The 21,289-nt window shown below is 55.1% G+C and carries 21 protein-coding genes; 6 read left to right on the top strand and 15 right to left on the bottom strand.

The window, feature by feature from the left end; all coding sequences use genetic code 11:
- Positions 1–60: 60 nt before the first annotated feature.
- From garR to WH298_RS05210, 5 genes are read right to left on the bottom strand one after another with little or no spacing between them, the layout of a single operon-like run.
- Positions 61–945: a 2-hydroxy-3-oxopropionate reductase gene (gene garR, locus WH298_RS05190; protein ID WP_180822370.1), complete on the bottom strand. Its 885-nt coding sequence runs from the start codon at positions 943–945 to the stop codon at positions 61–63.
- A gap of 19 nt (positions 946–964) precedes the next feature.
- Positions 965–1,732, bottom strand: a complete 768-nt coding sequence (garL, locus tag WH298_RS05195) for a 2-dehydro-3-deoxyglucarate aldolase (protein ID WP_007891731.1) — start codon at positions 1,730–1,732, stop codon at positions 965–967.
- A gap of 52 nt (positions 1,733–1,784) precedes the next feature.
- The gene (gene gudD / locus WH298_RS05200; protein WP_180822371.1) at positions 1,785–3,116 is read right to left on the bottom strand and encodes a glucarate dehydratase; all 1,332 of its coding nucleotides are present in this window, start codon (positions 3,114–3,116) and stop codon (positions 1,785–1,787) included.
- A gap of 16 nt (positions 3,117–3,132) precedes the next feature.
- Positions 3,133–4,473 (bottom strand): enolase C-terminal domain-like protein, encoded by a 1,341-nt coding sequence (locus WH298_RS05205; protein WP_049852646.1) that lies wholly within the window; start codon positions 4,471–4,473, stop codon positions 3,133–3,135.
- Between the two features lie 9 nt (positions 4,474–4,482).
- Positions 4,483–5,829, bottom strand: a complete 1,347-nt coding sequence (locus tag WH298_RS05210; RefSeq protein WP_007891734.1) for an MFS transporter — start codon at positions 5,827–5,829, stop codon at positions 4,483–4,485.
- A gap of 507 nt (positions 5,830–6,336) precedes the next feature.
- On the opposite strand from WH298_RS05210, the gene garD reads away from it, so the two are divergent.
- Positions 6,337–7,896 carry a galactarate dehydratase gene (gene garD / locus WH298_RS05215; protein ID WP_180822372.1) on the top strand — a complete coding sequence of 520 codons (1,560 nt, stop codon included), beginning with the start codon at positions 6,337–6,339 and terminating at the stop codon, positions 7,894–7,896.
- Positions 7,897–7,943: 47 nt separating this feature from the next.
- Here garD and WH298_RS05220 read toward each other — a convergent pair whose 3' ends face one another.
- The 4 genes from WH298_RS05220 to syd form a co-directional block, all read right to left on the bottom strand.
- Positions 7,944–8,390 carry a flavodoxin gene (locus WH298_RS05220; RefSeq protein ID WP_007891736.1) on the bottom strand — a complete coding sequence of 149 codons (447 nt, stop codon included), beginning with the start codon at positions 8,388–8,390 and terminating at the stop codon, positions 7,944–7,946.
- A gap of 12 nt (positions 8,391–8,402) precedes the next feature.
- A complete protein-coding gene (gene truC, locus WH298_RS05225; RefSeq protein WP_007891737.1) occupies positions 8,403–9,182 on the bottom strand; it encodes a tRNA pseudouridine(65) synthase TruC in 780 nt (259 codons plus the stop codon).
- Positions 9,182–9,508 carry a YqcC family protein gene (locus WH298_RS05230; protein WP_049852643.1) on the bottom strand — a complete coding sequence of 109 codons (327 nt, stop codon included), beginning with the start codon at positions 9,506–9,508 and terminating at the stop codon, positions 9,182–9,184. Before WH298_RS05230 ends, truC begins: the two co-directional genes overlap by 1 nt.
- Positions 9,509–10,098: 590 nt before the next feature.
- Positions 10,099–10,647 carry a SecY-interacting protein gene (gene syd, locus WH298_RS05235; RefSeq protein WP_180822373.1) on the bottom strand — a complete coding sequence of 183 codons (549 nt, stop codon included), beginning with the start codon at positions 10,645–10,647 and terminating at the stop codon, positions 10,099–10,101.
- Between the two features lie 62 nt (positions 10,648–10,709).
- Here syd and queF point away from each other — a divergent pair, with 62 nt between their 5' ends.
- The 3 genes from queF (at position 10,710) to xni (ending at position 13,903) form a co-directional block, all read left to right on the top strand.
- Complete coding sequence (gene queF, locus WH298_RS05240) at positions 10,710–11,555, top strand: NADPH-dependent 7-cyano-7-deazaguanine reductase QueF (RefSeq protein WP_007891740.1); 846 nt, start codon at positions 10,710–10,712, stop codon at positions 11,553–11,555.
- 186 nt (positions 11,556–11,741) lie between these two features.
- The gene (gene ppnN, locus WH298_RS05245; RefSeq protein WP_007891741.1) at positions 11,742–13,106 is read left to right on the top strand and encodes a nucleotide 5'-monophosphate nucleosidase PpnN; all 1,365 of its coding nucleotides are present in this window, start codon (positions 11,742–11,744) and stop codon (positions 13,104–13,106) included.
- 38 nt (positions 13,107–13,144) lie between these two features.
- Positions 13,145–13,903 carry a flap endonuclease Xni gene (xni, locus tag WH298_RS05250; protein WP_180822374.1) on the top strand — a complete coding sequence of 253 codons (759 nt, stop codon included), beginning with the start codon at positions 13,145–13,147 and terminating at the stop codon, positions 13,901–13,903.
- A 304-nt stretch (positions 13,904–14,207) separates the two neighbouring features.
- On the opposite strand, the gene rlmM is transcribed toward xni, so the two are convergent.
- The 4 genes from rlmM to WH298_RS05270 all read right to left on the bottom strand — a co-directional run bounded on the left by rlmM (position 14,208) and on the right by WH298_RS05270 (position 17,297).
- Positions 14,208–15,308, bottom strand: a complete 1,101-nt coding sequence (gene rlmM, locus WH298_RS05255; protein WP_180822375.1) for a 23S rRNA (cytidine(2498)-2'-O)-methyltransferase RlmM — start codon at positions 15,306–15,308, stop codon at positions 14,208–14,210.
- Entirely contained in the window at positions 15,301–15,696 is a 396-nt protein-coding gene (locus tag WH298_RS05260) for a DUF423 domain-containing protein (RefSeq protein ID WP_007891744.1), read from the bottom strand. The genes rlmM and WH298_RS05260 overlap by 8 nt, the downstream gene beginning before the upstream one ends.
- Before the next feature lie 50 nt (positions 15,697–15,746).
- Entirely contained in the window at positions 15,747–16,664 is a 918-nt protein-coding gene (locus tag WH298_RS05265) for a transcriptional regulator GcvA (protein WP_007891745.1), read from the bottom strand.
- A 408-nt stretch (positions 16,665–17,072) separates the two neighbouring features.
- A complete protein-coding gene (locus WH298_RS05270) occupies positions 17,073–17,297 on the bottom strand; it encodes a YgdI/YgdR family lipoprotein (protein ID WP_007891746.1) in 225 nt (74 codons plus the stop codon).
- Between the two features lie 205 nt (positions 17,298–17,502).
- Between WH298_RS05270 and csdA the strand changes: the two genes are divergently transcribed.
- Together csdA and csdE are read left to right on the top strand one after the other, a co-directional pair.
- Positions 17,503–18,708 (top strand): cysteine desulfurase CsdA, encoded by a 1,206-nt coding sequence (gene csdA, locus WH298_RS05275; RefSeq protein WP_180822376.1) that lies wholly within the window; start codon positions 17,503–17,505, stop codon positions 18,706–18,708.
- 4 nt (positions 18,709–18,712) lie between these two features.
- Complete coding sequence (csdE, locus tag WH298_RS05280) at positions 18,713–19,168, top strand: cysteine desulfurase sulfur acceptor subunit CsdE (protein ID WP_049852638.1); 456 nt, start codon at positions 18,713–18,715, stop codon at positions 19,166–19,168.
- On the opposite strand, the gene tcdA is transcribed toward csdE, so the two are convergent.
- Both tcdA and mltA read right to left on the bottom strand, forming a co-directional pair.
- Complete coding sequence (gene tcdA, locus WH298_RS05285; protein WP_049852637.1) at positions 19,156–19,962, bottom strand: tRNA cyclic N6-threonylcarbamoyladenosine(37) synthase TcdA; 807 nt, start codon at positions 19,960–19,962, stop codon at positions 19,156–19,158. The two genes, csdE and tcdA, sit on opposite strands and share 13 nt — an antisense overlap.
- Before the next feature lie 28 nt (positions 19,963–19,990).
- A complete protein-coding gene (mltA, locus tag WH298_RS05290; RefSeq protein WP_007891750.1) occupies positions 19,991–21,139 on the bottom strand; it encodes a murein transglycosylase A in 1,149 nt (382 codons plus the stop codon).
- Positions 21,140–21,289: the final 150 nt, after the last annotated feature.

Below are 21,289 nucleotides of genomic sequence, written 5' to 3' on the forward strand. Positions count from 1 at the left end.
GGACATCCGTCCTGCAAAGGCAGTGAGCCGTCCGGCATGCGCAGATGCCGGACGCTTGCACTACCGGGTGATCTCAACTTTCGCTAATTTTTCATAATAGCAGGCCAGCGCGCTATGGTCGGAAGTGCCCTGTCCGTCCACCTTCAGCGCCTGCATCATCTCCATCACCGCGGCGGTCAGCGGCAGATGCGCGCCAATTTCGTGGGAAGTATCCAGCGCGTTGGCCAGATCTTTGATATGCAGATCGATACGGAAACCCGGTTTAAAGTTGCGATCCAACACCATCGGCGCTTTGGCATCCAGCACCGTACTGCCTGCCAGGCCGCCACGAATTGCCTGATACACCAGCTCAGGATTCACACCCGCCTTGGTCGCCAGCGACAGCGCTTCCGACATCGCCGCGATATTCAGCGCCACAATCACCTGGTTCGCCAGTTTGGTGACGTTGCCCGCGCCGATATCGCCGGTATGTACTACCGAACCCGCCATCGCTTTCATGATGTCGTAGCACTGATCGAACACCGCTTTATCGCCGCCGACCATCACCGACAAGGTACCCTCAATCGCCTTCGGCTCGCCGCCGCTTACCGGTGCATCGAGCATTTTGATGCCTTTGGCTGCCAGCGCATCGTGCACTTCACGGCTGGATAAGGGCGCGATAGAGCTCATATCGATAACAATCAGGCCCGGCTTTGCGCCCTCAATGATGCCGTTGGCGCCCAGGCAGGCTTCTTTCACCTGCGGCGAGTTCGGCACCATGGTAATTACCACGTCAACCTGCTCAGCCACCTCTTTAGCGCTTTTCGCCACGGTAGCGCCCAGCTCAACTAACTCTGCTTCGTTGCTGGCATTGTGGTCACGCACCACCAGCGAATAACCGGCTTTCACCAGGTTTTTACTCATCGGTTTGCCCATGATACCGAGGCCGATAAATCCAATTTTCATTGCCTTTCCCCTACGTCAGTTATTTTTTGAATTTGTCACACAGCGCCTGCGTGGCATTGCGGAAAACACCCAGATCGCTGCCGACCGCCACAAAGCTGGCACCCCACTCAAGGTAGCGACGCGCATCGGCTTCAACCGGCGCCAAAATGCCGCTCGGTTTACCCGCGGCTTTCGCGCGTTCAAACACGTGTTTAATCACTTTCAATACTTCGGGATGCGCTGGCTGGCCGAGATAGCCCAGCGCCGCTGACAGATCGCCTGGCCCGACGAAAATGCCATCAACGCCATCTACCGCAGCGATAGCATCAATGTTGTCCACCGCCTGCTGGGTTTCGATCTGCACCAGAACGGTGATGTTGTCGTTGATGGTGCTGTTGTAGTCAGGCAGCGTGCCGTACATGTTGCTGCGATGCGAAACCGAGACACCGCGAATCCCAGCTGGCGGATAACGAGTTGAGGCAACCGCGCGAATCGCCTCCTCTTCGGTTTCCACAAACGGCACCAGGAAGTTGTAGAAGCCGATATCCAGCAGACGTTTGATGATGATCGGTTCGTTGCACGGCGGACGCACTACCGGCGCACTGTGGCTGCCCTTCAGCGCCATCAGCTGCGGCACAAAGGTAGTGATATCGTTCGGCGCGTGTTCGCCATCCAGCACCAGCCAGTCAAAGCCCGCCAGGCCCAGCACTTCGGTGGTCAGTGGATTAGCCAGCGCACACCAACTGCCAATCAGGGTTTCTCCTGCCAGCAAACGGCGACGAAAATTGTTCGGCCAGGCATTGCTCATTGTCTTCACTCCTGTCGGTTACAGCAGGCTCCCGCGCGGGGAGCCGGAAAAGTTAGCGCACCAGGCACGGACGTTTGTTATCAAAGGTCCAGTTCGGTACGAGGAACTGCATGGCCTGCGCATCATCGCGCGCGCCTAAACCGTGTTGCTGATACAGCGCGTTGGCCTTCATCACCTGATCCATATCCAGTTCGACGCCAAGCCCCGGTTTCTGCGGCACTTGCACCATGCCGCCTTTAATCTGGAACGGCTCTTTCGTCAGACGCTGATTGCCTTCCTGCCAAATCCAGTGCGTGTCGATAGCGGTAATCGCACCCGGCGCGGCAGCGGCCACATGCGTGAACATCGCCAGTGAGATATCGAAGTGATTGTTTGAGTGCGAGCCCCACGTCAGGCCGAAGTCATGGCACATCTGCGCCACGCGCACTGAGCCCTGCATCGTCCAGAAGTGTGGATCCGCCAGCGGAATATCGACCGATTGCAACGACAGCGTGTGGCCCATCTGACGCCAGTCGGTAGCAATCATATTGGTGGCGGTCGGCATGCCGGTGGCGCGGCGGAATTCAGCCATCACTTCGCGACCGGAATAGCCCTGCTCAGCACCGCATGGATCTTCCGCATAGGCCAGCACGCCTTTCAGCTGCTTGCCGAGCAGAATCGCTTCGTTCAGTGACCAGGCACCGTTGGGATCGAGCGTTACGCGCGCCTGCGGGAAACGCTTCGCCAGCGCCGTTACCGCTTCAGCCTCTTCGCCACCGCGCAGCACGCCGCCTTTCAGTTTGAAATCGTTAAAGCCATATTTTTCGTAGGCCGCTTCCGCCAGACGCACCACCGTTTCCGGCGTTAACGCCTCTTCATGGCGCAGACGATACCAATCGCATTTGTCATTTTCCTGGCTCTGATACGGCAACGCGGTTTTCTTGCGATCGCCGACGTAGAACAGGTAGCCCAGCATCTCAACGCGATCGCGCTGCTGGCCATCGCCAAGCAGTGATGCAACGTTGACACCTAAATGCTGGCCCAGCAGATCGAGCAGTGCCGCTTCAATGCCGGTTACCACATGAATGGTGGTACGCAGATCAAAGGTTTGATTGCCGCGGCCGCTGGCGTCGCGGTCAACAAAGGTGCTGCGCACCAGATTGAGGATATTTTTGTATTCGCCAACGGTTTTCTGCACCACCAGCGCCGCCGCATCTTCCAGCGTCTGACGAATCTTTTCGCCGCCTGGAATCTCACCCACGCCGGTATGTCCGGCATTGTCTTTAATAATGACGATATTACGGGTGAAAAAGGGCGAATGTGCGCCGCTCAGGTTAAGTAACATGCTGTCGTAACCGGCCACCGGAATGACCTGCAGCGCTGTAATTTTCGGTGTCTGACTCATTTCCTGCTCCTTTGACTTAGCCGCGACCGAAGGCCGGACGCTTGCGGTCGAATGACCAATTGGGAACCAGATACTGCATAGCGGTGGCGTCATTACGCGCGCCAGCCGGCAGCGATTTATACAAAGCATTGGCCTGATGCAGACGATCCCAATCCAGCTCAACCCCGAGGCCTGGCTTATCCGGCACGGCGATTTTGCCGTTGCGGATTTGCAGCGGCTCTTTGGTCAGACGCTGATCGCCTTCCTGCCAAATCCAGTGGGTATCAATGGCGGTCGGTTTGCCGGGCGCAGCCGCGCCCACGTGGGTGAACATCGCCAGTGAAATATCGAAGTGGTTGTTGGAGTGGCATCCCCAGGTTAAGCCCCAGTCATCGCACAGCTGCGCCACGCGCACCGCACCGCTCAGCGTCCAGAAGTGCGGATCGGCCAGCGGGATATCGACCGAGTTGAGCATTACCGCGTGGTTCATCTCGCGCCAGTTGGTGGCGATCATATTGGTTGCCACCGGCAAACCGGTGGCGCGGCGGAATTCAGCCATCACTTCGCGACCGGAGTAGCCTTGCTCGGCACCGCACGGATCTTCGGCGTAGGTCAGCACATCGCCCATGCCCTTACATAAGCGAATCGCTTCGTCGAGCGTCCAGGCACCGTTGGGATCAACGGTGATGCGCGCATCGGGGAAGCGCTTTTTCAACGCCGCCGCCGATTCGATCTCCTGTTCACCGGGCAGCACGCCGCCTTTGAGTTTGAAATCTTTGAAGCCGTATTTGTCCTGTGCTGCTTCCGCCAGACGCACCACGGATTCTGGCGTCAGCGCTTCCTGATGGCGTAGGTGATACCAATCGTGGCTGGCACCTTCGCCGGTCAGATACGGTAAGTCGGTTTTACGGCGATCGCCGAGATAGAACAGATAACCGAGCACCGTCACTTCATCGCGCTGCTGCCCCGGACCGAGCAGTTCCGCCACCGGCACACCAAGGCATTGACCGAGCAAATCGAGCAGTGCCGCCTCCAGCGCCGCGACGGCATTGACGCGCAGTTCGAAGGTCCAGGCGCCTTTACCGAAGGTATCGAAATCCGCCGACTGATTGCCTTTGTGCACTTGCTGCACCAGACGGTTCATGCGGGCCACCTGCTGGCCTTTAACCTGCGGAATCGCCTCGACAAGGGTTTGGTAGATGGTTTCGCCGCCCGGCGCTTCCCCCACGCCAGTGTGTCCGGCGCTGTCGGTGAGCACCACGATATTGCGGGTGAAGCAGGCGCTGTGCGCGCCCCCGATGTTGAGCAGCATGCTGTCGTAACCGGCAACCGGAATCACCTGCATTTCGGTGATGACCGGCGTACTTTGCGTAGTCATATTCCGTCCTTATGGCCTGGTTTTCAGTTCGACGCGCTTAATATCGCCCGCAATCACCAGGAAGCTAAAGGCGGCGACAAAGGCATGGATACCGACATAAACCAGCGCGCCTTCGAACGATCCGCTGGTGGCGATGATGTAACCGATGGCAATCGGCGTGACGATGCCGGAGAAGTTACCGAACATGTTGAACAGACCGCCGCTCAGGCCGCTGATCTCTTTCGGTGCGGTATCCGCCATTACTGCCCAACCCAGCGCACCAATGCCTTTACCGAAGAACGCCAGCGCCATGAAGAACACCACTACCCATTCGGTGTCAGTGTAGTTACACATCACCATCGATATGGAGAGCAGCATGCCGAGCACAATCGGCGTTTTGCGCGCGATATTCAGCGAGCCGGTTTTACGCATCAGGTAATCGGAAATTACCCCGCCCAACACGCCGCCAAGGAAGCCGCACACCGCCGGAATCGAAGCAATAAAGCCGGCTTTCAAAATCGACATGCCGCGCGCCTGCACCAGATAGACCGGGAACCAGGTAATAAAGAAGTAGGTTAAGGCGTTGACACAGTACTGGCCGAGGTAGATGCCCAGCATCATGCGTGAGGTCAGCAGCTGTTTAATCTGGAACCACTTCTCGCTCCAGCTGACTTTGCGATCGTCTTTTTTGGCGTCCATGTTGATCAGCGCACCGCCCTGCTCCATGTACTCCAGTTCGGCTTTGTTCACGCCCGGGTGATCGGTGGGATCGTGGATCACTTTCAGCCAGATAAAGCTGAGGATGATGCCCAATCCCCCCATGAACCAGAACACGTGCGCCCAGCCCACTTCAGAGACCAGCCAACCCATGATCGGCGCGAAGATCACTGTGGCGAAGTATTGCGCCGAGTTGAAGATCGCCACGGCCGTACCGCGCTCCTGCGCTGGGAACCAGGCAGCTACAATGCGGCTGTTGCCGGGGAAGGATGGCGCCTCGGCCAAACCGACCAGGAAACGCAGCATAAACAACGAAACGATGATGCCGAAGCCGCTGAACACGTCGACGAAGCCTTGCAGCAAGGTGAACAGCGACCAGGTAAAGATGCTCCAGAAATAGACGCGTTTGGAGCCAAAGCGGTCAAGCAGCCAACCACCTGGAATCTGACCAATCACGTATGCCCACGAGAAGGCGGAGAAGATATAGCCCAGTCCGACCGAATCGAGGCCGATATCTTTGGACATCGCCGAACCGGCAATCGAAATGGTGGCGCGGTCACCGTAGTTGAATGAGGTGACGATAAATAACATCACCACAATCCAGTAACGGGCATTGGTGCGTTTCTGCACCGCTTCCGCTGTCTGGCTAAAACTATTCATGATGCACTCCTGAAATATAGCGCGAGCTACATTCGCTCTGACTGCATACACATCGCGTTGGGTATCAGAGAGAAGTTGGGTTAAACACGGCGATTTTTATTTTGGCAATACGATGATGCGTCGTGACGAATAACCTAACGTTGAAGAACGAGAATCAGTATAGGAACAGCCTTGAGGCGAAACACTGGAAGAAAGCATGAGGATTAAGGGCGATTGACACTGTTTTTATGGCATCTGCACATAACGCTGCGGGGTGGCTCACGGAACCGTTTTTTGCAGCCGTGTTTTGCCTGGTAAACGTACAGGCCGACTGCACTTTGTGAGTCCCTTCTCTTGTGTTTGGTTAAACGAACCAAATTGCCGACATAAAACCACTTAAAGCCAGTCATTTGCACAATGCGTTACGCAAATACCCCTGCATATACTGAGGCTGGCAAAATACGATGACGTGATGAACACATTTAAACCGCGCTGCCATGTACAGTGCGACGAACTGGAAGGTGAGCAATGAACCGTCCTCTGACAGAAAAACCGCTCTATATCAAAGTGCACGATGCCGATAACGTGGCGATCGTGGTCAATAATCAGGGATTGCCGTCCGGCACGCGTTTCGACGACGGACTGCAGCTAACCGAACATGTGCCGCAGGGGCATAAAGTTGCACTTTGCGATATCCCGCAAGATGGCGCGATCCTGCGTTACGGTGAAGTGATTGGCTACGCGTTGCGCCCGATTGCGCAAGGCAGCTGGATTGAAGAGTCGCTGGTGGCGCTACCCGAAGCGCCGCCGCTTAACAGTTTGCCGCTGGCAAACAATGTGCCGCCCGCACTGCCAGCGCTGGAGGGTTATACCTTTGAAGGTTATCGCAACGCCGATGGCAGCGTAGGAACACGCAACCTGCTCGGTATTACTACCAGCGTTCATTGCGTGGCTGGCGTAGTGGATTATGTGGTGCAGATCATCGAACGAGATTTGCTGCCGCGTTATCCCAATGTCGATGGCGTGGTGGCGCTGAATCATCTGTATGGCTGCGGGGTAGCGATCAATGCGCCTGCCGCGGTGGTGCCGATTCGTACCATTCATAATCTCGCGCTCAATCCCAATTTTGGCGGCGAAGTGATGATCGTCAGCCTCGGCTGCGAGAAATTACAACCGGAGCGTCTGCTGACCGGCACGCCGGACGTACAGGCCATTTCGCTCGATGATAACGACATTGTGCGACTGCAAGATGAGCGTCTGGTAGGCTTCGGTGCGATGGTGGATGAAATCCTGCAGGTCGCCGAACGCCATCTGAAAAAGCTCAATCTACGCCAGCGGGAAACCTGCCCGGCGTCCGATCTGGTGATCGGCACGCAGTGCGGCGGCAGCGATGCCTTCTCGGGTGTGACGGCGAATCCCGCCGTGGGCTTTGCTTCCGATCTGCTGGTGCGCTGCGGCGCAACGGTGATGTTCTCTGAAGTGACTGAAGTGCGTGATGCCATTCATCTGCTGACACCGCGTGTGGTGGATGAAGCCGTGGGTAAACGGCTGCTGGAAGAGATGGCGTGGTATGACGATTACCTCAGCCAGGGCCAAACCGATCGCAGCGCGAATCCCTCACCGGGTAATAAAAAAGGTGGGCTGGCAAACGTGGTAGAAAAAGCGCTGGGCTCGATTGCCAAATCGGGACGCAGTCCGATCGTAGAAGTGTTGTCGCCTGGTCAACGTCCAACCCAACGTGGGCTGATTTATGCCGCGACGCCCGCCAGCGATTTTGTGTGCGGTACCCAGCAGATGGCATCGGGCATTACCTTGCAGGTGTTTACTACCGGGCGTGGCACGCCTTACGGTTTGGCAGCAATTCCAGTGATTAAGATGGCAACGCGCAATGCGCTGGCCGAACGCTGGCATGATTTGATGGATATCAATGCCGGAACCATTGCCACGGGCGAAGAGAGCATTGAGCAGGTGGGCTGGAGATTGTTTGAGTTGATTCTGGATATTGCCAGCGGACGCAAGCAGACCTGGTCGGATCGATGGGGAATTCGCAATCAGCTGGCCGTGTTTAATCCTGCGCCGGTGACGTGATTGCCCTCACCCTCTCCCGCTTGCGGGAGAGGGTGAGGGCAAAGCAATTACAGCAACTTACCCCAGCTCTCCACCCACGGCGAAGTCACCGATTCTGGTTCAGGATGTTCCGTCGCATCCACCAGCAACATCTCTCCAACACGCTTGGCGCTTTGATCCTGCAAGGTGACATCGAAGGTTTTACCGGCACCGCAGAAATTGTCATAGCTGCTGTCACCCAGACCAATCACGCCATAGCGCAACTCGGGCTGATAACCGAGATCATCACGTACCGCGACATACAGGCGGGCAATGTTGTCCGGAAAATCACCCTGGCCAGTCGTTGAAGTCACAATCAGCACCACATCTTTGCTGTATGCCTGCCAATCCGCCAGCGACGGATCTTCAAATACCTGTACCTCGTGGCCCTGCTCTTCCAGCACCGTCTGTGCTTCTTCAGCCACCAGCAGTGCATTGCCGTAAACCGTACCTGTAAAAATGCCAATCTTTGCCATCTTGCCGCTCCTTTATTCTGTTGGATTATCCTGGACTGCATCAATGGCAAACTCAACCCTGGGAACATCAGGGATCTGATCCTGCCAGCCAAACTGCTGCAGCATCTGCTGCCAGACGCGATCCAATCCCGCGCGAATCACTAACGGCTCGCCGGTTACCGGATGCGTGAAGCTCAACGCACTGGCATGCAGCATCAAGCGGTTAAGCCCAAAATGCGCCGCCGCGCCGCGATTCTGCCGGAGATCGCCATGCGCGCTATCGCCGATAATCGGATGACGCAAATGCACCATATGGCGGCGCAGCTGGTGTTTGCGGCCGGTGTGCGGCGCCATCTCCACCAACGTATAGCGTGCGGTGTTATAACGACTGATGGCTACCGGCATTTCAACATGTGCCAGCGCCTGATAATCCGTTACCGCCGGTTGTGCCACAGGTTCTTGCGTGGCGAATTTGTCGGCAATCTTATCCAGCTCTTCCACCAGCGGATAATCGAGCGTTGCGCCGCCTTCCAGCCAGCCACGCAGCACCGCGTGATAGGTTTTCTGCATCTGGTGCTGCTCAAACTGCTGTGCCAGCAAATGCGCGACTTCGCTCGATAATCCCATCAGCAGCACGCCAGAGGTTGGACGATCGAGACGATGCACGGTGAAAACGTGCTGGCCAATCTGGTCGCGCACCGTTTGCATCACCACCACTTTCTCGTTGCGATCGAGCCAACTGCGATGCACCAGCCAACCGGCCGGTTTATTCACGGCGACCAGCCATTCATCTTGATAGAGGATTTCGAGCATCAGGCGGAGGGTTCCTGGAAGAGCGCATCAAAGTGGTTGATTGTCAGCAATAACGCCGCATAACCCGGCGTGTCGGCTGGCAATGCCACTTCATAATAGGGTGCGATAGCGAAATTTTGCGGTAACGGCGCACCGCTCTCAAGCAGCGCGTAAAAACGCGGCATCAAAACCCATTGCAGCCATTGCAACGGCTCCATGGTATCAAGACAGAAAGGTTCGGTGCTGGCGAAGGCGCTCGCCTCAGGCGCTTGTGCCTGCCAATGGTCGTGTTCGCGCATTACCGCCTCGACCTGCTGCAGACGCTGAATAATCATTTGCGACGACATGCGCCACCTCCAGAGCAAAAATGGGCGGCAAGCATATCATCAGTCACGCCTTGCGCAAAAAAGCATAAAAAAAGGGAGCACTGTGATTACAGTGCTCCCGGTTTTCGTTCGCAGCATTCCCGCCACAGCTGTGCTCCCTGCTCATCCATGACAACTGTTCCTGCGCTTTCCATCGCTTGTCATCGTGACATTAATCCTTAGCGTCCTGGCCCGCCACATTCCGCGTGGCTCTCATTCTCCATCCTGGAGGTGTCCCTTAACTCACTCCTGAGTGTCCTGCTTCTTCCTGAAGCCTTCCGTGTGCCGTAAATTCCGTTACGTTCCCGCCGCGTGGCTGATGTTCTCCTGAACATCTCTTAATCCCCAGCATCCTGCCAGTGGTGACTATTCTCTCAGAAACCATCGCAATAACAAGCCAGTAAGAAGCATTAATGGATTAAGCCTGGTCTTAATTTTCAGAATGATGCCATAAGTTCATGATTCACAATATTTTTACATTAGCGACGTGCAGATGCCTGCGAAATGATCTGGCGATCTCTCACACATCGCGTGAGAGATCTCTCACAGAGCACAGGCGAAAAATCTGCAACTCAGCCACTAACCGGTTGTAAAGCATTGAGAAATGTCTTAACGGAAGTGGCCAGTACTTCACGCTTTTTAGTACCGGGCTCCTCAATAATTACTTCGCCGGTAAGATTACATAGCGCAACGACCTCATTATCAAAGTCGGTCGTTGCTATAAATAAGGTCGGAGCTTGTCTTAAGCGGCGCTTCATCACCAGATGACCAATCAGGTTCTCCTGCAGGCGGGTAAAATCGGCTTCGCTCCAGACCTGCAGCAAGCAAAGTGGTCGCTGCTCAAAGGTTGCCATCATGTCGCCAGCAAATTGCGCGGTGTAAAAGGCGGTGATTTCGGGCTGCAGCTGAATATCCAGCGCGCGCTCCACTGCCTCAAGCGTGGCGGGCAACGTAAACGGCTGCGGCTGCCATAATACACGGTCATCCAGGGTGCTAATAATGCAGTCTGATGGTACGCCAAGCAGATCGGCGCTGGCCGGAAAATGTCCGGTTTGCTGCTGCCAATGTTGAACATAGCGGGCGGTAAACTCGCGCAGAGCCTCTGCGGTTTGCTGCATCATTCATATTCTCGTCGGTGATGGGTTACACTTAGCCACTTTGATGAAATTCAATGGTAACCGTTATGTCTTCTGAAAACCGGGACCAGGCATTAAGCGGCCTGACCTTAGGTAAGCCCACGGCTTATGTCGATCGCTACGATAGCACGCTGTTGCAATCGGTGCCGCGCAGCCTGAACCGTGAGCCGCTTGGGCTCTATCCAGACAATCTGCCCTTTTCCGGCGCTGATATCTGGACGTTGTACGAACTTTCCTGGCTCAACAGCAAAGGCGTACCGCAGGTAGCCGTTGGTGAAGTGGTACTTCGCGCCGACAGCCAAAACCTCATCGAGTCAAAGAGCTTTAAGCTTTATCTTAACAGTTTTAATCAGACCGTTTTCGCCGACTGGGGCGAAGTGCGCCAGACGCTGGAGCGCGACCTCAGCGCCTGCGCCAATGGCCACGTCACCGTGGCGCTGTTCCGTCTCAGCGAAGTCGAAGGACAGCCGATCGGTCACTTCAGCGGTGAAGTGATTGATGAACAGGATATTGAGATTCATGATTACGCCTTCAATGCGGATTACCTGGCGCAGGCTGCGGGTCGTGAGATGGTTGAGGAAACGCTGGTCAGCCATTTGCTGAAATCCAACTGTTTAATCACCAATCAACCCGACTGGGGTTCAGTGATGATTCGCTATAAAGGGCCGCGTATCGATCGTGAAGCGTTACTGCGATACCTGATCTCTTTCCGCCAGCACAATGAGTTTCACGAGCAGTGTGTTGAGCGCATTTTCAACGATGTTCAGCGCTTTTGTCAGCCAGAGTCGCTGACGGTCTACGCGCGCTATACCCGCCGTGGCGGTCTTGATATCAACCCATGGCGTAGCAACGTGCCCTTCTCTCCGGGATATTCCCGCCTGGTGCGCCAGTAACAGATTGCGAGACGCCTCGCAGGCCGCTGCATGGATGCACGGTTCCTCTTGAGCATCCACGGCGGACAACGTTACTCTGTTGAAGGCGCGATCGTCACAGCATGCGCGGCCAGGGATTTTCGTCTCTGCGCTCAATACGTTAAGCGCAGCGTCATCAGTCACGCATTTGCGTGTAAAGGAGTTCTCTTGATTACACATATCAGCCCGCTTGGCTCGATGGATTTGCTCTCCCAATTAGAAGTCGACATGCTGAAGCGCACGGCCAGCAGCGACCTTTATCAGCTGTTTCGTAACTGTTCGCTGGCGGTGCTCAATTCCGGTAGCCAGACCGACAGCAGTCATGAACTGCTTTCGCGCTTCGAAAATTTTGATATCAACGTGTTACGCCGTGAGCGCGGCGTAAAGCTGGAGCTCATCAACCCGCCGGAAGAAGCCTTTGTTGACGGCCGCATTATCCGCTCGCTGCAGGCCAACTTGTTTGCGGTGCTGCGCGATATTCTGTTTGTGAATGGCCATCTTTCAGCGATTGAACGTTTCCAGCCTGAAGATACCGAAGACTCCGCGCACATCACCAACCAGGTGTTTTCGATACTGCGCAACGCGCGCGCACTTCATATCGGCGAGTACCCGAATACCGTGGTGTGCTGGGGCGGCCACTCAATTAATGCGGTGGAATATCAATATTGCCGTAACGTCGGCACCCAAATGGGCCTGCGTGAACTCAACATCTGTACCGGCTGCGGGCCAGGTGTGATGGAAGCGCCAATGAAAGGTGCTGCTGTTGGTCATGCGCAGCAGCGCTATCACGACAGCCGTTTTATCGGCCTGACTGAACCGTCGATCATCGCCGCGGAGCCACCGAATCCGCTGGTCAATGAGCTGATCATCATGCCGGATATCGAAAAACGTCTCGAAGCTTTTGTGCGTATGGCTCACGGTATTGTGATCTTCCCTGGCGGCGTCGGCACGGCAGAAGAGTTCTTGTATTTGCTGGGTATTCTGATGAATCCGCACAACAGTGAGCAGGTGTTGCCCCTGATTCTGACCGGCCCCAAAGAGAGCGCCGATTACTTCCGTGTGCTGGATGATTTTATTGTTAACACGTTGGGCGAAGCAGCACGTAAGCACTACAAAATCATCATTGATGACGCCGCTGAAGTCGCGCGTCTAATGAAAAAAGCCATGCCGCAGGTGAAGGAATATCGTCGCGAAACCGGCGATGCGTATAGCTTCAACTGGTCGATTCGTATTGCACCGGAATTACAGGTTCCCTTCCTGCCCACGCACGAGAATATGGCTAACCTGAAGTTGTTCCCGGATCAGCCCGCCGAACTGTTGGCGGCCGATCTGCGTCGCGCCTTCTCTGGCATTGTGGCCGGAAACGTTAAGGAGATTGGGATTCGTGAAATTCGCGAAAAAGGCCCGTATAAACTGCATGGCGACGCCAATCTGATGCACCGCATGGACGAACTGCTGCAGGGCTTTGTTGCGCAGCAGCGTATGAAGCTGCCGGGCAGCGCTTACACGCCCTGCTACGAAATCATCAAATAACTCATCAGGAAGGCAGCCTGCGGGCTGCCGCTATCGCTATGTCGTTTCATCTTCTTATCATTGATGCGCTTAACCTGATCCGCCGCCTGCACGCCGTGCAAGGCTCGCCGTGCCGTGACAGCTGCGTTGCCGCCTTACATCAGTTATTAGGCCATACCCAGCCCACGCACGTGGTGGCAGTTTTTGATAGCCATGAACGTCAGCCGGGTTGGCGCCATCAACTCCTGCCAGATTACAAAGCCGGTCGCCCGCCGATGCCGGAAGATTTACAGCGGGAGATGCCGGCGCTGCAGGCTGCATTTCACGCTGCGGGCGTCAACTGCTGGGTAGCGGATTTAGACGAAGCCGACGATCTTGCTGCCACGCTGGCAGTAAAAATGGCGGATGCCGGTCATCAGGCAACGATTGTGTCCACTGATAAAGGCTATTGCCAGTTGCTGGCACCGAATATTCGCATTCGCGACTATTTCCAGAAACGCTGGCTGGATGTGCCCTTTATCGAACAGGAGTTCGGCGTCTCGCCTGCACAGTTACCCGATTACTGGGGATTATGTGGTATCAGCAGCAGTAAAATCCCCGGTGTGCCAGGCATTGGACCCAAAAGCGCCCGTGAATTGCTAATGCAGTTTGGCTCACTTGACGCGATCTACCAGCAATGGGATCAAGTGCCGAGTAAGTGGCAGGGAAAATTGCAGGAACAGCGGGAAATGGCAGAAATTTGTCGTAAAGTCTCGACGTTAAAACGAGATTTAGTGTTGCAGGGCAACCTTAACACGCTGAGATATAACGCTAAATAGCGGTCGCCATTAATGGCGACCCTACAAAAAAACTGCGTTATGAAACATATCCGCCAAAATAATTTGTGCTACAGCAAGGCGGCAAGCACGCGAGTCCCCGGTCACATACATCAGTATGTGACCGGGGCGAGCAAACGCAGCCAACGCCGCTGTAGTGCAAAGTATGACGGCGGCAGGCATCCGCCAAAATAATTTGTGCTACAGCAAGGCGGCAAGCGCGCGAGTCCCCGGGAGCATACATCAGTATGTGATCGGGGCGAGCAAACGCAGCCAACGCCGCTGTAGTGCAAAGTATGACGGCGGATTAGCGCTCGTCGCGACGGCCGCCTACAGCCGCCCAGAGCCGTCGTACGTGAACAGTGACTTCTTCACGGTCGTGATACAGCTGGCGCGCCTGAATTTGTGCATTAATGCCCTGCGCCTTCAGTGCATCGTCAATCATTTTCAGGTTCTGCGTGACCTCTTCATAGCGCTTCTTCATTGGCAACTTGAGGTTGAAGATGGCTTCGCGGCACCAGCCATTCACCAGCCATTCAGTCATCAGGCTCGCTACGCGCACCGGTTTTTCTACCATGTCGCATACCAGCCAGCTGATGTTGGTGCGCGGCGGACGGAATTTAAATCCATCTTCACGGCAGTGCGTGACTTGCCCAGTGTCCATCAGACTTGGCGCCATCGGGCCGTTATCCACCGCAAACACCCACATGCTGCGTTTCACCAGTTGATACGTCCAACCGCCCGGACAAGCGCCGAGATCGACAGCGTACATGCCGCTGGCCAAGCGCTCATCCCACTCATCGGCGGGCACAAACACGTGAAACGCCTCTTCGAGTTTAAGCGTGGAACGGCTCGGCGCATCAGAAGGAAACTTCAGGCGCGGAATCCCCATATAGAAAGGCGAGTTGTTTTCCGGCAGCGAATAGCCGACATAGCAGGTGCCTGGCGCAATAAAGAAGACATGCACTACAGGACGCTTCGGCGTTTCGTAATTCAGCAGGATTTTGCTTTCACGTAGGCTGGCACGCAGCGGCACGGTTAATTTGCGACAGAACTTGGTGAGCTCTTTCGCTTCGTTGGTGTCCGGCACTTCAACCCGCAGTTCGCCGCCCTTTTCCACTACACCGGTCAGCATGCCGACAATCGGAGTGATGCGATCTTCCTGCGGCAAATCGCGCAGCAGTTCACCGACTACCAGCATCTGGCGTGCAAAAATAAGCTCGGTAAACGGCAGCGTTTGGATCAGCTTCTCTGCATCTTCCTGCTGATAGCATTCATAGAGCACGTAACCCGAGTCATCTTTTACGCGTGGAAAGCCGTAAATCTCACGCTCAGCGGCTTTGGCACTGATTTCCGCCGCGCACTCTTTCTCAAATCCCGGACGGCAATAGAGTAAAACTTTATTCATGGCGATCTGCCTTTCGTTTCAGACGCAGTGCGCCAATCAACATCAAGAACCAGCCAATAAGGAAGCACAAGCCGCCCACTGGCGTAACAAAAACCCAAAACTTCATGTGCGACAGCGCCAGACAATACAGGCTGCCACTGAACAACACGGTACCGAGCGCCATCGCAGCGCTACTCCAGTAAAACCAGATATTGGCGCGGCGCAGCATGGCGGCACCCAGGCCGATCACCGCCAGCGTGTGATACGCCTGATATTCGAGGCCGGTGTGCACCCACGCCATTTCAGCTGGGCCGAGTGATTTGCTCAGCACATGCGCCCCGAAAGCACCAAACGCCACCAGCAGAAATCCACTAATGGCGGCAAAAACGAACATGGCACGACTGGACATCAAAAGAATCCTCAAGGTAATGCGCACATCACTGTGCAGCCATCAACGCATTAGTGATCGTAGCGAAAACGGAATTTTTCTTGTTCATTAGCCGCTTTTTCCAGGATCCACTGGCGAAAGGCGGCTATTTTACCCAGTTCTGCCTGACTGTCATGACAAACCAGATAAAAAGCATTTTTACTGACTAAGACGTCATTAAATGGACAGACCAGACGCCCGGCTTCAATTTCACTCTGCGCCATCACATTATTGGCCAGCGCTACGCCCTGACCGTGAATCGCCGCCTGCAACACCATCGCGCTGTGGCTAAAAATCGGTCCCTGCTGCACATTGATATGCTGCAAACCGAGCTGACGAATATAGGATTGCCAGTCGCGGCGCGACGCATCATGCAGCAGTGTACAGTGCGCTAAATCGGCAGGCGATTTGAGCGGATGATCGCCCGTAAGCAGCATCGGTGAGCAGACCGGCAGCAAATATTCCGCGTACAACTTTTCCACGCGCAGGCCCGGCCAATTACCGCGACCGTAGAAAATCGCCACGTCGACATCGTCGGCCAATTTCTCTTCATCACGGTCTACCGCCTGAATACGCACGTCGATGCCCGGATAAGCCATATTAAAGCTGGAAAGACGTGGAACCAGCCACTGAATCGCAAAACTCGGCAGCAAACTGACGGTTAACGCACCTTTAGCGCTGCGCGCCTGTAGCTTGCGCGTCGCATCATTGATGGCGGAGAAAATCTCCTTGATATCTAAATAGTAGCTTTGACCTTCTTCCGTCAATAAAAGCGAACGATTCCTCCGGCGAAACAGCTTTAGACCAAGGAAATCTTCCAGAGATTTTATCTGATGGCTGACAGCAGCCTGGGTAACAAACAGCTCTTCAGCGGCTTTGGTGAAGCTTAAATGACGGGCAGCAGCATCGAAGACGCGTAATGCATTTAGCGGCGGAAGGCGTTTTGACATGGTTTTCCGTATCCGGATTGACAAGGTAATACTTCAACTTATACAAAGTCGCTACGTATTAGTTTTTTTAATCCGAGACATTATAATTTGTCCGTTGAGGAAGCTCCAGCAAATACCTATAGTTGCCGCACTTCCTGAGCCGGAACGAAAAGATTTCTAGAAACGTGCGAGAGATCGCAGACTTTTGGAGAGCTTTTGGCTTGTGGTCGTGATGTTGTGTTTGCATTTTGATCTGACGCTTGCAGATCAAGCTTTTAATTCCTGTAGATTTACCCTGTCTGTCCATAGTGATTTTAAATGGCACCGCTCATTGCGGTGCTTTTTTTTATGCCACACATCCTTGTGCGTACCCTTCCGAGCTGTCGCTGCAACGACGCGACAAAACTAATCCCGGAAATCGTTATTCAGTTACTGCCCCATCTCCACCATCTCTTTGACGTCAGAGCGGTTAATTTGCTGCTTGTTGCCATTGGCATCCTGATAGCTGATCATACCGGTTTCGTCATCAACTTTAGGTTTGCCATCTGCAACAATGGTGCGACCATCGTTAGTGTGCATCACGTAATTGCTTGAACATGCGGCCAGGGTAAAGGCCATGGTGCACACGGCCAGCACTGCGGTGAGTTTATTCATCTTCTATCTCCTTGCAGATTGATTGCATTAAACCACCCGCAGGCGCGACTAAAGATAGCGCCAGTAGAATCGACCAGGAATCGCGACTCGTTATGCGGGTTTCGGTTCAAACCTTGCATTAATTAGCATAACGCGCTTTTCACGCTTTGCCAGGCAACGGGCCAGCTTTCGTCCTGGTCCTAACATTATTAACAGTAGGCTGAGTATGACCCTTTTTTCCTCTACCGCCTTTCGCCAGCAGTTTCCTGCGCTGAATGATGCCGGCATCTATCTCGATAGCGCCGCCACCGCGCTGAAGCCGCAAGCCGTCATTGATGCGACCGCCCAGTTCTATAGCTTGAGCGCGGGTACCGTGCATCGCAGCCAGTTCGCCGCCGCACGTGCGCTGACGGAAAAGTATGAACAGGCACGCGGTTTAGTGGCGCGCTGGCTTAACGCCGCAGACGACCGGCAAATTGTCTGGACGCGCGGCACCACCGAAGCCATTAATCTGGTCGCCAATAGTTGGCTGGCACCACGCCTACAAGCGGGCGATGAGATTGTGGTTAGCGAAGCGGAACATCATGCCAATTTAGTACCGTGGCTGATGGTGGCACAGGCCAGCGGTGCGAAAGTGGTGAAATGGCCATTGGGTGCCGATCGCCTGCCCGATATCGCCCAATTGCCCGCCTTGCTTAACGCGCGTACTCGCTTGCTGGCCGTTGGCCAGATGTCGAACGTCACCGGCGGCTGTCCGGATCTGGCCCTGGCGATCCGCCTGGCCCATGACGTTGGTGCCAAAGTGATGGTCGATGGCGCGCAAGGCGTGGTGCATTGCCCGCCGGATGTGCAGGCGCTGGATATCGATTTCTATGGGTTTTCGGGTCACAAGCTTTATGGCCCGATGGGCATTGGCGTGCTATATGGCAAAGCCGAACTGCTGGAGGCTATGCAACCGTGGCAAGGCGGCGGCAAGATGTTAACGCAGGTCGATTTTAACGGTTTCACGCCGCAACCGGTGCCCTGGCGTTTTGAGGCCGGCACGCCAAACGTCGCCGGCGTGGTGGGTTTGAGTGCCGCACTGGAATGGCTGGCGCAACATCATGCCGAAAAAGCCGAAATGTGGAGTCAGCAGCTGGCGAGCCTGGCCGAAGAACAGTTGAGCGAAATACCCGGCTTCCGCAGCTTCCGCTGTGGCAATGCCAGTCTACTCGCGTTTGATATTGCCGGTATTCATCACAGCGATATCGTCACGCTGCTTGCCGAGCAAGGCATCGCACTGCGCGCGGGACAACACTGCGCACAACCGCTGATGGCGGCGCTCGGCGTTAGCGGTACGTTGCGCGTCTCGTTCGCCCCCTATAATAATTTGCAGGACGTGGATGCGCTGGTGCGCGCCATGCACCATGCTGTCGACTTACTGAGTGAATAAGCTAATGACATCAACCTTGCTCGCCCCGCATCCGTTCGGCGATCTGATCACCGAAGCTAGCCTGACGGAAAAATTCACCCATTTTCATCAATGGGAAGATCGCTATCGTCAGTTGATCCAACTCAGCCGCCAGCTGCCCGCGTTAGCGGAAGAATTAAAGACAGCGGATATCGAGCTAAGCGGCTGTGAGAACCGCGTGTGGCTAAGCAGCCAGTTGCTGAACAACGGCACGCTGCACTTTTATGGCGACAGTGAAGGACGCATCGTGCGCGGTTTGCTGGCGGTGTTATTGACTGCAGTGGAAGGGAAAACGCCAGCCGACTTGCTAGAGCAAGATCCGCTGGCGTTGTTTGATACCTTAGGCCTGCGCGCGCAATTGAGCGCATCACGCAGTAGCGGATTACAGGCGCTGGCAGATGCCGTACAACGCGCCGCGCGCCAGCACACTCAGGCTGTTTGACGCGCCGCCTTCGCGAGGAATTTCTTCAACGCATGAGAGACCGCAACAAACCCAAAGGTAGCGGTCACCATGGTGGCCGCACCGAAACCAGCGGCACAATCCATGCGTTTCGGGCCTTCGGCGGTTGAGCGTGAGGTGCACACGCTGCCATCCGGCTGCGGATACATCAACGCTTCCGTCGAAAACACGCAGTCGATGCCGAGCTTTCCTTTGCTGTTCTTCACCACGCCAAAATCGCCTTTCAACCTTTCGCGCAGTTTCGCCGCCAGCGGATCCTGAATGGTTTTCGCCAAATCACTCACCTGGATCTGCGTCGGATCGATCTGACCGCCCGCGCCGCCGGTGGTGATCAGCGGGATCTTGTTACGCCGGCACCAGGCAATCAACGCCGCTTTAGGGCGCACGCTATCAATCGCATCAATGACATAGTCAAAACCTGCCGACAACAGCTCAGCGGTATTTTCTGGCGTGATGAAATCATCGATGCAAATCACTTCGCATTCGGGATTGATGGCACGCATCCGCTCTGCCATCACTTCGGTTTTCGCCTGACCAACTTTGCCCTGCAGCGCGTGAATCTGGCGGTTGGTATTGGTGATACAGACATCATCCATATCAATCAGGGTGATTCTACCAATGCCGGTGCGCGCTAACGCTTCAGCCGCCCAGGAACCCACGCCGCCAATACCAATTACGCAAAAATGGGCGTCGGCAAAACGCTGTAACGCATCCTGCCCATACAGACGCGCCGTGCCGCCAAAACGTTGTCGCCAGGCGTCGCTAACCACAGTCATAACCAAACCTTTCCGAAAAAACGGGACATTAATTAGAACCCAACAGCAGCGAACCGTTGTTGCCATTTTGTGGGTTGCTAAACACCGGCTGGCCAGTGCCCGGCGCGGCTTTCAGCACCCATACGCGGCCATAATGGTTGTAGAAACCAGCCAGATGCGCCGCATCTGGGCCAACGCCTTGATAGATATCGAAGTGCTGCCCTTTAATCGCGCCACCCACGTCCAGCGCGACCATCAAACGCATCTCATATTTGCCGTTGAACTTGCCCTTCTCATTCAGCTGCGGCACTTCCGCCAGCAATACCGTGCCCGCCGGAATAAGCGAACGATCGGACGCCACTGATGCCTTGGCAATCAGCGGAACTGCGCTGGCGCCGCGCACCGGCACGTACTCTTCCGGCTTAAAGAAGACAAAGGATTGGTTAGTTTCCAGCACCGAACGCACTTCCTGTGGCGAATGCTCTTGCGCCCACTGACGAATCGCCTGCATCGACATATCTTCGCGCTTCACTTCACCGCGATCGATCAGCTCTTTACCGACGCTGTGATAGGCCCAGCCATTTTTGCCGCCGTAGCCAAAGAAGCGCAGCGGCCGACCATCACCAAAATCGACATAGCCACTGCCCTGGACATCCATCATGAAGTTATCAATGAGCGAGTTGCTATAAGCAATGATGTAGCGGTCATCCAGTCCACCATTATAGATAGAAGCGCGGCTCGGCAGTTTTTGACCGCGGGTACGCGGTGGCATGCGGTAAATCGGATACTGGAATTCGCCCTGACGGGTATATCGCGCTTCCACCACCGGCGTGTAGTAACCGGTAAACTGCACGTTGCCGTAATTGTCAGTGCCTTCCATCTGATAGGCATTCAAGCCGAACTGGTTGAGCTGGCGAGTATCAGCGCCAGACAGCAGCCAGTTTTGAATCGCACTATAGGTCCCGTTGTTGCGGCCGAACAGACCAGAAGAGGCGGTTTGAATCTGCACCACCTGATCGCTAAAGTCCTTACCGTTCACCGGACGCCCTTTGGCATTCGGTTGGTTAACCAGCCCAAGCGGTTGCTCCAGCTTGCCATCTATATATTGCTGACCGCGATCGGTCGGTTTAGAACTACAGCCCGCTAGCAGCGCGAAAAAAGCGCCCGTCAGTGCATATTTGGCCCAATGTGCTTTCATAACTTTCTCTTTTTATCGATTGTTTGCCCGGCGACGATAGCAAAGGGGCAGCAAGATTGAAATCTGCGACAAGCCGCCACGCTCACATCTGTACAATAATCCATCCAATGGCGAGTTTATTCACCAACTGACTGTAAATTTGGCGCTTTG

Source organism: Pantoea nemavictus, assembly GCF_037479095.1.
Classification (GTDB): Bacteria; Pseudomonadota; Gammaproteobacteria; order Enterobacterales; family Enterobacteriaceae; genus Pantoea; species Pantoea nemavictus.

Coding starts and splice junctions, on each gene's coding strand:
- garR (WP_180822370.1), bottom strand. CDS start 945: ATGAAAATTGGATTTATCGGCCTCGGTATCATGGGCAAACCGATGAGT.
- garL (WP_007891731.1), bottom strand. CDS start 1,732: ATGAGCAATGCCTGGCCGAACAATTTTCGTCGCCGTTTGCTGGCAGGA.
- gudD (WP_180822371.1), bottom strand. CDS start 3,116: ATGAGTCAGACACCGAAAATTACAGCGCTGCAGGTCATTCCGGTGGCC.
- WH298_RS05205 (WP_049852646.1), bottom strand. CDS start 4,473: ATGACTACGCAAAGTACGCCGGTCATCACCGAAATGCAGGTGATTCCG.
- WH298_RS05210 (WP_007891734.1), bottom strand. CDS start 5,829: ATGAATAGTTTTAGCCAGACAGCGGAAGCGGTGCAGAAACGCACCAAT.
- garD (WP_180822372.1), top strand. CDS start 6,337: ATGAACCGTCCTCTGACAGAAAAACCGCTCTATATCAAAGTGCACGAT.
- WH298_RS05220 (WP_007891736.1), bottom strand. CDS start 8,390: ATGGCAAAGATTGGCATTTTTACAGGTACGGTTTACGGCAATGCACTG.
- truC (WP_007891737.1), bottom strand. CDS start 9,182: ATGCTCGAAATCCTCTATCAAGATGAATGGCTGGTCGCCGTGAATAAA.
- WH298_RS05230 (WP_049852643.1), bottom strand. CDS start 9,508: ATGTCGTCGCAAATGATTATTCAGCGTCTGCAGCAGGTCGAGGCGGTA.
- syd (WP_180822373.1), bottom strand. CDS start 10,647: ATGATGCAGCAAACCGCAGAGGCTCTGCGCGAGTTTACCGCCCGCTAT.
- queF (WP_007891740.1), top strand. CDS start 10,710: ATGTCTTCTGAAAACCGGGACCAGGCATTAAGCGGCCTGACCTTAGGT.
- xni (WP_180822374.1), top strand. CDS start 13,145: ATGTCGTTTCATCTTCTTATCATTGATGCGCTTAACCTGATCCGCCGC.
- rlmM (WP_180822375.1), bottom strand. CDS start 15,308: ATGAATAAAGTTTTACTCTATTGCCGTCCGGGATTTGAGAAAGAGTGC.
- WH298_RS05260 (WP_007891744.1), bottom strand. CDS start 15,696: ATGTCCAGTCGTGCCATGTTCGTTTTTGCCGCCATTAGTGGATTTCTG.
- WH298_RS05265 (WP_007891745.1), bottom strand. CDS start 16,664: ATGTCAAAACGCCTTCCGCCGCTAAATGCATTACGCGTCTTCGATGCT.
- WH298_RS05270 (WP_007891746.1), bottom strand. CDS start 17,297: ATGAATAAACTCACCGCAGTGCTGGCCGTGTGCACCATGGCCTTTACC.
- csdA (WP_180822376.1), top strand. CDS start 17,503: ATGACCCTTTTTTCCTCTACCGCCTTTCGCCAGCAGTTTCCTGCGCTG.
- csdE (WP_049852638.1), top strand. CDS start 18,713: ATGACATCAACCTTGCTCGCCCCGCATCCGTTCGGCGATCTGATCACC.
- tcdA (WP_049852637.1), bottom strand. CDS start 19,962: ATGACTGTGGTTAGCGACGCCTGGCGACAACGTTTTGGCGGCACGGCG.
- mltA (WP_007891750.1), bottom strand. CDS start 21,139: ATGAAAGCACATTGGGCCAAATATGCACTGACGGGCGCTTTTTTCGCG.